General features: G+C 67.0%; 9 protein-coding genes. 6 read left to right on the top strand and 3 right to left on the bottom strand.

Going from position 1 to position 12,476, the window contains the following annotated elements; genetic code table 11:
* Nucleotides 1–3 precede the first annotated feature (3 nt).
* A complete protein-coding gene (locus PKKP23_RS03265; protein WP_126875765.1) occupies nucleotides 4–498 on the top strand; it encodes a metallophosphoesterase family protein in 495 nt (164 codons plus the stop codon).
* Nucleotides 499–741: 243 nt separating this feature from the next.
* On the opposite strand, the gene proP is transcribed toward PKKP23_RS03265, so the two are convergent.
* Entirely contained in the window at nucleotides 742–2,244 is a 1,503-nt protein-coding gene (gene proP / locus PKKP23_RS03260) for a glycine betaine/L-proline transporter ProP (RefSeq protein ID WP_126875764.1), read from the bottom strand.
* Between proP and PKKP23_RS33995 the strand changes: the two genes are divergently transcribed.
* Nucleotides 2,174–2,575, top strand: coding sequence for a hypothetical protein (locus PKKP23_RS33995; protein ID WP_168724518.1), 402 nt, complete (start codon nucleotides 2,174–2,176; stop codon nucleotides 2,573–2,575). The two genes, proP and PKKP23_RS33995, sit on opposite strands and share 71 nt — an antisense overlap.
* A gap of 365 nt (nucleotides 2,576–2,940) precedes the next feature.
* Here the strand turns inward: PKKP23_RS33995 and PKKP23_RS03255 are convergent, their stop codons facing one another.
* Both PKKP23_RS03255 and argA read right to left on the bottom strand, forming a co-directional pair.
* A complete protein-coding gene (locus PKKP23_RS03255; RefSeq protein WP_042301091.1) occupies nucleotides 2,941–3,216 on the bottom strand; it encodes an oxidative damage protection protein in 276 nt (91 codons plus the stop codon).
* A gap of 201 nt (nucleotides 3,217–3,417) precedes the next feature.
* Nucleotides 3,418–4,797: an amino-acid N-acetyltransferase gene (gene argA / locus PKKP23_RS03250; protein WP_026122080.1), complete on the bottom strand. Its 1,380-nt coding sequence runs from the start codon at nucleotides 4,795–4,797 to the stop codon at nucleotides 3,418–3,420.
* A gap of 22 nt (nucleotides 4,798–4,819) precedes the next feature.
* Between argA and hrpA the strand changes: the two genes are divergently transcribed.
* The 4 genes from hrpA to PKKP23_RS03230 all read left to right on the top strand — a co-directional run bounded on the left by hrpA (nucleotide 4,820) and on the right by PKKP23_RS03230 (nucleotide 12,455).
* Nucleotides 4,820–9,067 (top strand): ATP-dependent RNA helicase HrpA, encoded by a 4,248-nt coding sequence (hrpA, locus tag PKKP23_RS03245; protein ID WP_126875763.1) that lies wholly within the window; start codon nucleotides 4,820–4,822, stop codon nucleotides 9,065–9,067.
* Nucleotides 9,068–9,232: 165 nt separating this feature from the next.
* Nucleotides 9,233–10,249, top strand: a complete 1,017-nt coding sequence (locus PKKP23_RS03240) for a YVTN family beta-propeller repeat protein (protein WP_126875762.1) — start codon at nucleotides 9,233–9,235, stop codon at nucleotides 10,247–10,249.
* 226 nt (nucleotides 10,250–10,475) lie between these two features.
* Complete coding sequence (locus tag PKKP23_RS03235; protein WP_126875761.1) at nucleotides 10,476–11,471, top strand: sterol desaturase family protein; 996 nt, start codon at nucleotides 10,476–10,478, stop codon at nucleotides 11,469–11,471.
* Between the two features lie 153 nt (nucleotides 11,472–11,624).
* Complete coding sequence (locus PKKP23_RS03230) at nucleotides 11,625–12,455, top strand: EI24 domain-containing protein (protein ID WP_126875760.1); 831 nt, start codon at nucleotides 11,625–11,627, stop codon at nucleotides 12,453–12,455.
* Nucleotides 12,456–12,476: the final 21 nt, after the last annotated feature.

Below are 12,476 nucleotides of genomic sequence, written 5' to 3'. Positions count from 1 at the left end.
ACCATGGCTTCGACCCGAAACGCGCGCGTCCATCGCATTGGCCTGATCTCCGACACGCACAACCTCGTGCGTCCCGAAGCGCTGCGGCATCTGCAGGGCTGCGACGCGATCGTGCACGCGGGCGACATCTGCGACCCCGCGGTGCTCGAGGCGCTCGCCGGCATCGCGCCCGTCACCGCCGTGCGCGGGAACAACGACGTGGGCGCATGGGCGGAGCCGTTGCCGCTGCACACCACGCTGACGGTGCAGCAGCGGACGATTCTCGTGGTCCACGACATCGCCGATCTGCGCGCGGCGCGCGAGGCGCTAGGCGAGCGCGCCATCGACGTCGTCGTCACCGGTCATTCGCACAAGCCCGTGATCGAAACGCGCGACGGCGTGCTGTTCGTGAACCCCGGCAGCGCCGGGCCGCGACGCTTCAGGCTGCCGGTATCGGCAGGGATGCTCGTGATCGAGGCAGGCCGCGTGTCCGCGACGCTCGCGCGGCTCGTCGAGTAGCGCGTGCGTGGACGGTGAGCCGGATTGGCGTCGAGGGCGCCAATGGTGGTGACTCGAACGCTGGTGGTTCAGACGTCGCCGGCTAAAACGCGACGGCTCCAATACGACGACCCAAACGCGACGACCCAAACGCGACGACCCAAACGCGACGACCCAAACGCGACCGCCCCCAGCGCGACCGCCCCCAGCGCGACCGCCCCCAGCGCGACCGCCCCGAGAACCCGCCTCACAGTCACAAGGCCTTCAGACCCGCACCGCCACCGCGTAGTCTTCCTCGTCGTCCAGCTCCTCGGCCACGCGGTGTCCTCGCAGTACCGCGTGTGCTTCGGCCGGCGAGGCCACGCAGGGCGCGGAGCCGGGCAGCGGCTTGCGCGCCGTTTCGCGCAGCGCCGCCACGGCCGCCATGCCGATCACCGAGGCGCCCATCAGATAGTAGGCGGGCATCATCAGGTTGCCCGTCGTGTCCACAAGCCACGCCGTGACGAGCGGCGTCGTGCCGCCGAACAGCGACACGGACACGTTGAAGCCGATGGCGAGCGCGCCGTAGCGGATGGAGGTCGGAAAGAGCGCGGGTAAGGCGGCGGGCATCGCGCCCGTGAAGCACGAGAGCAGGGTGCCGAGTATCAGCAGACCGCCGAAGACCGGCAGCATCTCGCCCGTGCGGATCATGAACAGTGCGGGAACGGAGAGCACGAAGAGCCCGATGCAGCCCGCGAGCATCACGGGCTTGCGGCCGAGCGTGTCGGAGAGGCGGCCGGCAGCAAGCGTCATCGGCATCATCAGCACCATGACGATCAGCACGAGAAAGAGGCCGTGCGTCTCGTTGAAGTGCAGCGTCGCCGAAAGGTAGCTCGGCAGGTACGAGAGCGCCATGTAGTCCGTCACGTTGAAGATCAGCACGAGTCCCACGCACAGCAGCAGCGGGCGCCACTGCTGCACGAGGATCTGGCGGAACGTGGGCTGCAGCTGAGCCTTGTCGGCGGCCTCGCGCGTTTCGCGCGCTTCGACCTCGCGCCGGAACGCGGGCGTTTCTTCGAGCTTCATGCGGATGTAGAGGCCCACCAGCCCGAGCGGCCCGGCGATCAGGAACGGCACGCGCCAGCCCCACGAAAGCAGGGCGCGTTCGGAAAGCGTCGCGGTGAGCAGCGCCACGGTGCCCGCGCCCAGCACGTAGCCGATCAGCGTGCCGAACTCGAGGAAGCTGCCCATGAAGCCGCGGCGCTTGTCCGTCGAATATTCGGCGATGAAGGTCGCGGCGCCGCCGTATTCGCCGCCCGTCGAGAAGCCTTGCACGAGGCGCGCCACGAGCAGCAGCACGGGCGCGAGAATGCCGATCGTCGCGTAGTCAGGAATCAGGCCGATCGCGAACGTGCCGCAGGCCATCATGATCATCGTCATCGCGAGCACGCGCTGGCGTCCGATGCGATCGCCGAGCGGGCCGAACACCATGCCGCCGACGGGCCGCACGAGGAACGCGGCCGCGAAGGTGCCGAACGTCGCAATCAATTGCGCCGAGGCGCTGCTGGACGGGAAAAACACTTTGCCGAGCGTGACGGCGATGTAGCTGTACACGCCGAAATCGAACCACTCCATTGCGTTGCCGAGCGCCATGGCGCCGACCGCGCGTTTGAGCAGACTGTGATCGACGACGGTGATGTCGTCCACGGTGAGACGCGTGGTGCTGCTGTTGCCGCTTTCTGCGTTTCGTTCTGCGTTTCGCCAGAAGCCGTTGGTGGATGCGGTCAAGGTCTTGAACTCCTGTGACTGCGGCCGAGCGCGTGAGCGGTCCGCCACGGTTGCCGGAAAAGTGCAGTTTCGCGAGAAGTGCCGCGCGCGGGCCGAACGGTTTTGCGGCAGGCGACGCGCCGCGGCGTGCCGTCACGGCGCGCGTGTGGCCCGTTCAGCGAACGGAAAAACGATGCCTCATGAAGCCGGACCTGGTGGCCGGGGCCGCGTGCGGATCGTCGCGAAATTGCACTCGTCGAAGGTGCTGGTTTCGCATCAGGGCGGCTCGATGCCGCTCAGTGGAGCGATGCGAAAACAGACGCTTGATGGCGCCGCCGGGCTCGTCAGGTGACGGAGGCTGGCTTGCGCCGTTGAAAGAACAGTTCAACCGGCTCGACGGGAAGTGCACGCATGTGCGACGGAACCCGTAGGCGTATTGAACGCGAATGAAGGTGAATTGCTGTTGAAAACGGGGTGCATGTTAGCACGATGACAGAAGATCGTGCAAACCGGCCGGCCGTGGCGCGTACCGGGAGGCAGGCTTGCGCGGTCCAGCGGACGCTGGACCGCAGCGCGATGAACACCGCGGTGGGGTCCGCGAGGGAGCCCCGCGAGTGGGCCCCATTAAGGCGGCAGGGAGGAAGACGATCAGGCGCGGTGAGGCGGCTCTGCGACCCGCCTCAAACGCGAACGACACCGCTCGCCGCGCCGAAACCCTCAGCCCTGCGTAGGCGGTACGTAGCCCGACGCCTGGTCCGCGCCTTCGCCGAAGAAGAACTTCTCCGTCTGCTTCATGAGGTACTGGCGCGCGCGCGGGTCGGCCATGTTGAGACGGTTCTCGTTGATGAGCATCGTCTGCTGCTTGAGCCACGCCTGCCACGCTTCCTTCGAAATGCTTTCGTAGATGCGCTTGCCGAGTTCGCCCGGCAGCGGCGGGAAATCGAGGCCTTCGGCTTCCTTGCCGAGCTTCGCGCATTGAACCATACGAGCCATGCTGTGCTTCTCCTTCCTGAGATTCGAATGATCGCGGGTGAGGTCTCGCGATGTCGTGTTGGATCGGGTTGATCGGTATAGGGGCCGCGCCACGGTGTGTTCGAGGCGGCCCGGTTTCTGTTTTCTGTTGCCTCGCTGCGCAAGGCGAGGCGGGAAGGCACACTATTGCACGCTGTTCCAGCCGCGCCGTCCCGGCGCCGCTCAGAGCTGCTTCATCAGCACGAGCGACTTGCGCTGCCAGTTGTAGAGCCGGCGCCGGTCTTCGGGCAGGTCGTCCACGGACGCCTTCACGAAGCCGCGCTTCAGGAACCAGTGCTCCGTGCGCGTGGTGAGCACGAAAATGCGCGTGAGGCCGCGTGCCCTCGCGCGCTGCTCGATACGCTTCAGGAGCCGCTCGCCGTCGCCTGCGCCTTGAGCCTCCGGCGAAACCGTGAGGCACGCCATTTCGCCGATGCGCTCCTGCGGATATGGGTACAGCGCGGCGCAGCCGAACAGCACGCCGTCGTGCTCGATGACCGAGAAGTGGTCGATGTCGCGTTCGATCTGGTGCCGCCCGCGCCGCACCAGCGTGCCGTCTGTCTCGAGCGGTTCGATCAGTGTGAGGATGCCGCCCACGTCGTCCGGCGACGCCTCGCGCAGGCTCTCCAGGTTCTCGTACGAGATCATCGTGCCCACGCCGTCGTGCAGGAACAGTTCGAGCAGGATGCTGCCGTCGAGCGAGTACGGAATGATGTGGGCGCGCGCCACGCCGCCGCGGCAGGCGCGAATGGCGTGTTTCAGATAGAACCCGGCGTCGCCCGACACCGCGCCGCTTTCCAGCAGGCGGTAGGCGTCGTCGAGCGACATTTCGCGGATCAGTCCGCCGTCTTCGTCGTAGAGGCCCGGCGTTTCGGTGAGAAACACCATCTTGTCGGCGCGCAGCGCGATGGCCGCGGCGGACGCCACGTCTTCCATCGACAGATTGAACGCCTCGCCCGTGGGCGAGAAGCCGAGCGGCGAGAGCAGCACGAGCTTGCGGCTCGCGAGCGAGTGACGGATGGAGTCGGCATCGATCTTGCGCACGAGGCCCGTGTGCTGAAAATCGACGCCGTCGAGAATGCCGACGGGCCGCGCGGTCACGAAATTGCCCGACACCACGCTGATGTGCGCGTGCGCCATCGGCGTGTTCGGCAGGCCCTGGCTGATGGCGGCCTCGATATCGAGGCGCACTTCGCCGGCGGCTTCCTTCGCGGATTCGAGTGCGCGCGCATTGGTGATGCGCATGCCGTGCGAGAACTCGGACTCCACGCCGTGCAGGCTCATCTGCTCTTCGACCTGCGGGCGCGAACCGTGCACGAGCACGATCTGGATACCCATGGCCTGCAAGAGCGCGATGTCGGAAACGAGCGCGTTGAGCAGGTTCTGATGCACGACCTCGCCGCCAAAACCCACGACGAACGTCTTGTTGTTGAAGCGGTGGATGTAGGGCGCGACCGATCGCATCCACTCGACGAACTGCGCGTGATGGAGGGCGGTTTCAGGGTCGCCGGAAGCGGCCGGCGCGCCTGCGGACGTGGGGATGAGGTCGGTTTGTGAATTCATGCCGGGATTATAATGCGCCCCCATGTCGAATGTACCCAAAAGTCCGGCGCCGGCGCGCTCGTCCGCAGCACGGGACGCCGCCCGTGAAGGCGCAAACGAAGCCCCACCCAAAGCAGCACACGAAGCCGGCCGTGAGACGAAGGCGCGCCGGCCGGTCGCGCCCAATCCTGTTCCGCCTATCACGTTTCCCGAAGCGCTGCCGGTGTCCGGCCGGCGCGAGGAAATCGCGCGCGCCATCGCGGCTCACCAGGTGGTGATCGTGAGCGGCGAGACGGGCTCGGGCAAGACGACCCAGTTGCCGAAGATCTGCCTCGAACTCGGACGCGGGCGCGGCGCCGGCGGCGCGGGGCTGATCGGCCATACGCAGCCGCGGCGGATCGCGGCCTCGGCCACCGCGCGGCGCATTGCCGAGGAACTCGGCACGCCGTTCGGCGAGGTGGTGGGCTACAAGGTGCGCTTCACGGACAACCTCGCGCCGGGCGCGTCGGTCAAGCTCATGACCGACGGCATTCTGCTCGCCGAAACGCAGACCGACCCGCTTCTGAAGGCGTACGACACGCTGATCATCGACGAAGCACACGAGCGCAGTCTCAACATCGACTTCCTGCTCGGCTATCTGAAAGAGATCCTGCCGCGCCGGCCGGACCTCAAGCTGATCGTCACGTCGGCGACCATTGACGCCGAGCGTTTCGCGCGCCACTTCGGCAGCGAAGCGCGGCCCGCGCCCGTGATCGAAGTGAGCGGGCGGCTCTATCCCGTCGAGATGCGCTACCGCCCGGTGGTCGGGGCGAGCCCTGCGGTGAAGGCCGCCGAAGGGACGGCGGGCCGCGGGCGCGCACGGCCGGCTCAGGACGGCGCGGATCACGCAGGAGGCCCAGGCGGCGCACGCCGCGGCGAGCGCGGTGGCAGAGGCGGCGCAGGCGAGGCGTCCGAACGCGACCTCATGGAGGCCATCGTCGATGCCGTCGACGAACTCTGTCGCGAAGGCCCCGGCGACGTGCTCGTGTTCCTGCCCGGCGAGCGCGAGATCCGCGAGGCCGCCGAGTCGCTGCGCAAGCACCATCCGCCGCACACCGAAATCCTGCCGCTTTTCGCGCGTCTTTCCGCAGCCGAGCAGGAGCGCGTGTTCCGGCCGTCGAACGCGCGGCGCATCGTGCTCGCCACCAACGTCGCCGAAACCTCGCTCACGGTGCCGGGCATCCGCTACGTGGTGGACACGGGCCTCGCGCGTGTCAAGCGCTACTCGTATCGCAACAAGGTGGAGCAACTCCAGGTGGAGCCGGTCTCGCAGGCCGCCGCGAACCAGCGCGCGGGCCGCTGCGGCCGCGTGGCCGACGGCGTGTGCATCCGCCTCTTTGATCAGACCGACTTCGAGGCGCGGCCGCGCTTCACGGACCCGGAGATCCTGCGCTCGTCGCTCGCGGCCGTGATTCTGCGCATGAAGGCGCTGCACCTGACGGCGATCGAAACGTTTCCATTCATCGAACCGCCGCCGGGCCGCGCCATCGCGGACGGCTACCAGTTGCTCAACGAACTGGGCGCCGTGGACGACGACAACGCGCTCACGCCGCTTGGCCGCGAACTCGCGCGGCTGCCGCTCGACCCGCGCGTGGGCCGCATGATTCTCGCCGCGCGCGACCAGCAGGCGCTGCGCGAGGTGCTCGTGATCGCAAGCGCGCTCTCGGTGCAGGACCCGCGCGACCGGCCGCTCGAAGCGCAGGAGCAGGCCGACGAAGCGCATCGCCGCTTCGCCGACGAACGCTCGGAATTCCTGCAGTGGCTCAAGATCTGGGCGTGGTTCGAGGAAGCGGTCACGCACAAGAAGTCCAACCGTCAGCTGATGGACGCCTGCCGCGCGAACTTCCTCTCGCAAATGCGCCTGCGCGAATGGCGCGACGTGCACTCGCAACTGCTCACGGTGGTGCGCGAGCACGGCTGGCGGCTCAACGAGGCCGACGCCACCTTCGAGCAGATCCATCTCGCGCTGCTCACCGGGCTGCTCGGCAACATCGGCCTGAAGGCCGAGGACGAGCCGTACTACCTCGGCGCGCGCAGCATCAAGTTCCACCTGTGGCCCGGCTCCGCGCTCGTGAAGAAGGCGGGGCGCTGGGTGATGGCCGCCGAACTCGTGGAAACGAGCCGGCTCTATGCACGCACCATCGCGAAGATCGAGCCCGAGTGGGTGGAGCGCGTGGGCGCGCATCTGCTGCGCAAATCGCTTTCCGAGCCGCATTGGGAAAAGCGCGCGGCGCAGGTGACGGCCTTCGAGCGAGCGGTGCTCTACGGGCTACCCATCTATCAGCGGCGGCGCGTGAGCTTCGGCCGGCAGGACCCGGCCCGCGCACGCGAGCTGTTCATTCGCGGCGCGCTGGTGGAAGGCGAGTTCGAGACGAAGCTGCCGTTCTTCGCGCACAACCGCAAGCTGCTTGCCGACATCGAACAGCTCGAGCACAAGTCGCGCCGCCAGGACGTGCTGGTGGACGACGAACTGATCTTCGCGTTCTACGACAAGGTGGTGCCGAAGGGCATCTACACCGGCGCGGCGTTCGAACGCTGGTATCGCGACGAGGCGAAGAAGCACGGCGGCAGTGGTGAAGAGGCGCGCCTGCTCTACCTCTCTCGCGACGACCTGATGCGCCACGAGGCAGCCGGCGTCACGACCGACCTGTTCCCGAAGCGCATGACGATGGCCGGCGTGCCGATGACGCTCGGCTACCACTTCGAGCCGGGCTCGCCGCGCGACGGCGTGACGCTCACGGTGCCGCTGCACGCGCTCAATCAGGTGGATGCGCGCCGCTGCGAGTGGCTCGTGCCGGGCATGGTGAAGGAGAAGGTGCAGTTGCTGCTGAAGTCGCTGCCGCAGAAGCTGCGCCGCCATTGCGTGCCGCTGCCCGAGTACGCCGCGGCGTTCGCGGATCGCCACGCGAGCGAGCGTTTCGGTGCGGGCGGCCTGCTCGATGCGCTGATCGCGGACGTGCGCGGGGAGAAGCAGATCGCGCTGAAACTCGCCGACTTCAAGCTGGAGACGCTGCCCGCGCACCTGTTCATGAACTTCAAGGTGATCGACGAGCACGGGCGCCAGCTCGCGATGGGCCGCAATCTCGCGCAACTGCGCGCCGAGCTGGGTGCCCAGGCGCAGCAGCAGTTCCAGCGGATCGTCGCCGATGCGGCTGCGGCCGGGCAGGGCGCGGCAACGGTGCCGGGGTCGGGGCCTGCTCTTGGTCCAGGCCCAGGTCCTGATACGGCGGCGCGGCCTGGCACGCCGGCGAGTGCACGGCCTCACGCAACGGGCGAGGGCACGCGGCAGGGGCATCAGAGGGGCGGCATGGGCGCGTCGCCCTCGGCCCGCGCCACGCCGGGCAATGTCGCGTCCGGCGCGGCAGCATCGTTCGCGGACACCGCATCGCCCGCCACCGCGCTCTACGAAAACCTGACCACCTGGAATTTCGGCAAGCTGCCGGAACTGCTCGAAATCCGCCGCGGCGGACAGACGCTGTTCGGCTACCCGGCGCTCGTGGATCGCGGCACGCATTGCGACGTCGAGGTGTTCGACTCGCCCGACGAGGCGGCGCGCATCCATCGCGCGGGCCTGCGGCGCCTCTTCGCGCTGCAGTTGCGCGAGCCGATCCGCTATCTGGAGAAGAACCTGCCGGGGCTGCGGGAAATGGCGATGCAGTTCATGTCGCGCGCCACGCAAGAGGAGTTGCGCGACCAACTGATCGACATGGCGCTCGACCGTGCGTGTCTCCAGGACCCGCTACCCGACGACGACACGAGCTTCCACGCGCGCCGCGACGAGGGCCGCAGCCGGCTCACGCTGCTTGCGCAGGAAATTGCGCGCCTTGTCGGGCAGATTCTGGCGGAATACGCCGCCGTGACGAAAAAGCTCGCGCAGGCGAAGGCCTTCGGCAATGCCTCGTCGGACATGCAGGCGCAACTCGATGCGCTCGTGACGAAGCGCTTCATCGTCGAGACGCCCTACGTGCAGCTCACGCACTTTCCGCGCTACCTCAAGGGCATCGCGCTACGTATCGACAAGCTGCGCGCCGATCCGGCCCGCGATACGCGCCAGTACGCCGAGTTCCAGCCGCTCTGGCAGCACTATCAGCGCGCGCTCTCGCAGCGCGGCGGCGTGGCCGACCCGCGGCTCGCCGAATTCCGCTGGCTGCTCGAAGAGCTGCGTATTTCGCTTTTCGCCCAGGAACTGCGCACGCCGATGCCGGTTTCCGTGAAGCGACTTCACAAGGTGTGGGAGTCGATGCAGCGCTGAGCGAAGCCGCGGCCGCCCGGCGAGGCTTCCAGGTAATCGCCGGGGGCCTCGCCGTGGTTTCGTCTTGCTCACACGACTTCGCGACGAACGGTGCCTTCGGCAAGTCAACCGCCGGCGCGCGCAAACGTTCTACAATCACGCCACCCCTCCGGACGGTTTCCCTTCATGCGTAATTTCTTCCTTTCCCGCGCCGCGCGTCGTTTCGCGGCGTGCGTGGCGCTGGCTGCGGGCGCCGCAGGTATTGCCCCGACGCTCGCCCACGCCAATAACATCATCGTGCTCAATTCCGGCGAAGCGACGCTCAGTCTGATCGACGAAGCGACGCACCAGGTGGTGGGCACGGTGCCCACCGGCAAGGAACCGCACCACCTGATGACCACGCCCGACAATGCGTCGCTGATCGTGGCGAATTCGGTCTCGAACAACCTGATGTTTGTCGATCCGAAAACCGGCAAGACGCAGCGCTGGCTCGAAAACATCGAAGATCCGTATCAGCTCGGCTTTTCGCCCGACCGTAAGTGGTTCGTCACCACGGGCCTGCGGCTCGACCGCATCGACATTTACGGTTATGACGGCCACAACTTCACGCTGGCCAAGCGGTTGCCGCTCGCCGTGATGCCGAGCCACATGGCGTTCACGAACGACAGCAAAACGGTGTTCATCACGTTGCAGGTGTCGGGCGAACTCGCGGCCATCGACCTGCCCACGCAGACGGTGAAATGGAAGATGAAGGTCGGCAAGGTGCCGGCGGGCCTCTGGATGACGCCCGGCGACAAGTACCTGCTCGTCGGCATGACGGGCGCCGACTACGTGGCCGTGGTCGACTGGCGCAATCAGAAGGTGGTGAAGACCATCGTGACGGGCAACGGCGCGCACAACTTCCGCTCGCTCGACGACGGCCGCCACGTCGCCGTGTCGAACCGCGTGGCGAGCACGATCAGCATCATCGACGAAGAGACGCTCACCAACACGGGCGACATCACGGGCCTTCTGCCCGGTCCCGATGACATGGAGCTTTCGGCCGACAAGCGCTACCTCTGGGTCACGTTCCGCTTCGCGAAGCACGTGGGCGTGATCGACCTCACCACTCACAAGCTCGTGCAGACGATCCTCGTGGGCCGCTCGCCGCACGGCATCTACTTCTTCGACCGGGCGCCCGTGACGGCACCGAATGGGGCCTGAGGGAACCTGATGCCGCTTGAGGCGGCGTGAGGCGGCGTGAGGCGGCATGAGGCGGCATGAGGCGGCATGAGGCGGCGTCGGGCGCCGCACGCGGCTCCGGCCCTGCAAGCGGCAGTCAGCAGCGGAGCCCGGTAGCGGACGTCGGCGAAGAAACCAGCAGAACCCAGCGGAACTCGACCGGGCGGAATGCGTCCCAGCGGCGTCCCGCTGAGCGAAAACGGAAACCATGTTTCACCTGATCACTTCTTCCCTCGACAGCTTCATCTCGGCCATCCAGACGCTGCTGTATGTCGACGTCGTGCAGCCGCTGCTGTTCCGCTTCAACCTCATGGACTACGACGAGGACACGTACGATAGCCTTTACTGGGTGATCGTCGGCGTGCTCGAGGTGCTCGCGATGTACGCGGTGCTGCGTCCGCTCGAAGCGCTGCGTCCGGCCGAGAAGTGGGAGAACCGCAAGGGCGTGGGTGTGGACGTGATCTACACGTGGATCGTGCGGCTCGGCGTGATGAACCTCTTTTTCTTCTTCACGCTGCAGCCGCTTTTCGACCATCTCCAGGCGTGGCTGCGGCTGCACAACATCTCGAACATCGACTTCGACAACCTCTGGCCGGGCGTCACGACCCAGCCGCTCGTCACGTTCGCGATCTATCTCGTGGTGCTCGACTTCGCGGGCTACTGGTATCACCGCTGGGAACACCGCTTCGGCATATGGTGGGAACTGCACGCGGTGCATCACAGCCAGCGCAAGATGTCGCTCTGGTGCGACGACCGCAACCACCTGCTCGACGACCTGCTCCAGGCCTGTTTCTTCGCGCTGATCGCGCTCGCCATCGGCGTGCCGCCCGTGCAGTTCGTGGTGCTGGTGGCGCTGACCAATTTCGCGCAGAGCGTGCAGCACGCCAATATCCGCGTCGATTTCGGGCGGGTGCTGGAACGCGTGATCGTGAGTCCGTCGTTCCACCGGCGCCATCACGCCATCGGTTACGGCCACGAGGGGCTCACGTATGGCTGCAACTTCGGCGTGCTGTTCCCGTGGTGGGACATGCTGTTCGGCAGCGCGTCGTGGAACCGCGCGATCGAGCCCACGGGCATTCGCGATCAGCTTGAAGGCGAGCGCTACGGCGACGGCTTCTTCGAGCAGCACTGGCTCGCTTTCGTGCGCATTGCGCGACGGCTGGCGCCGAAGCGCGCATCGTCGGGGGACGGCGCGGCCGTTTGAGCGCGCCTCGACCAGCGGGGCGCCGCCGGTGCGCCATCCTGGGCGGACGGCCGCACGTCGGCGGACCGACCTCGGCGTGGTTTATCCTCTCTGCTGTTCTCCCTTTCCCATTCTCCCTACGCGCCGGGTTTGCCCCACCGGCCTCCTGTCCGCATGAATGATCTGCTGCGTTCCTTCGGCCGCGCGCTTTCCAGCGTTTTCCATCCCGTCATGCTGGTGCTCACGTTCGTGCCGTTCGCGGTGGCGGCCGTGGTCTGGGGCACGGTGCTCTATCTGTTCTGGCAGCCGCTCATCGACGCCACGCGCGTCTGGCTCGAAAGCTGGTCGTTCACGTCCACGCTCTACGATCTGTTCAACTGGCTGGGCTTTGCGTCGCTCCACACGGTGGTGGCGCCGTTCATCGTGATCGCCATGGCGATACCGCTCATCGTGCTCACCGTGCTGCTCCTGATCGCGACGCTTTCCATGCCGGCCGTGATCCGCCATCTGTCGCGGCGCCAGTTCGCGAACCTCGAAATGCGCCGCGGCGGCACCTGGTTCGGCAGCCTCGCGTATTCGCTGTGGACCACGGTCGTGTGCATCGTGTTGCTCGTCGTGACGCTGCCGCTGTGGCTCGTGCCGCCGTTCTTCGCGTTGATTCCGCCGCTCCTGTGGGGCTGGCTCACCTATCGCGTCATGACCTACGACGCCCTCGCGCTGCACGCGAGCCGCGACGAGCGCCGCGCGCTGGTGCGCCGCTACCGGCTGCCGCTGCTTTCCATCGGCATTGCGAGCGGGCTGCTCGGCTCGGTGCCCACGCTGCTGTGGGTCTGGTCGGCGTGGCTTATCGTGTTCTTTCCCGTCGTCACGGCGGTGACCATCTGGATCTATTCGTTCATCCTCGTGTTCACTGCGCTGTGGTTCGGCTACTACTGCCTGCGCGCGCTGCAACACATGCGCGCCGAAGAGCCTGGCGGTGGCAGCGCCCCGGTCGCGGTTTCCTGACGCGGGCCTTTCTCCCCTTCA

The sequence above is a fragment of the Paraburkholderia kururiensis JCM 10599 = LMG 19447 genome (genome assembly GCF_003986935.1).
Classification (GTDB): Bacteria; Pseudomonadota; Gammaproteobacteria; order Burkholderiales; family Burkholderiaceae; genus Paraburkholderia; species Paraburkholderia kururiensis.
This window is presented reverse-complemented; position numbering and strand designations above follow the sequence as displayed.

Excerpts from the sequence above, each read along its gene's own strand:
- hrpA (WP_126875763.1), top strand. The coding sequence starts at position 4,820 with ATGTCGAATGTACCCAAAAGTCCGGCGCCGGCGCGCTCGTCCGCAGCA.
- PKKP23_RS03240 (WP_126875762.1), top strand. The coding sequence starts at position 9,233 with ATGCGTAATTTCTTCCTTTCCCGCGCCGCGCGTCGTTTCGCGGCGTGC.
- PKKP23_RS03235 (WP_126875761.1), top strand. The coding sequence starts at position 10,476 with ATGTTTCACCTGATCACTTCTTCCCTCGACAGCTTCATCTCGGCCATC.
- PKKP23_RS03265 (WP_126875765.1), top strand. The coding sequence starts at position 4 with ATGGCTTCGACCCGAAACGCGCGCGTCCATCGCATTGGCCTGATCTCC.
- argA (WP_026122080.1), bottom strand. The coding sequence starts at position 4,797 with ATGAATTCACAAACCGACCTCATCCCCACGTCCGCAGGCGCGCCGGCC.
- PKKP23_RS03255 (WP_042301091.1), bottom strand. The coding sequence starts at position 3,216 with ATGGCTCGTATGGTTCAATGCGCGAAGCTCGGCAAGGAAGCCGAAGGC.
- PKKP23_RS03230 (WP_126875760.1), top strand. The coding sequence starts at position 11,625 with ATGAATGATCTGCTGCGTTCCTTCGGCCGCGCGCTTTCCAGCGTTTTC.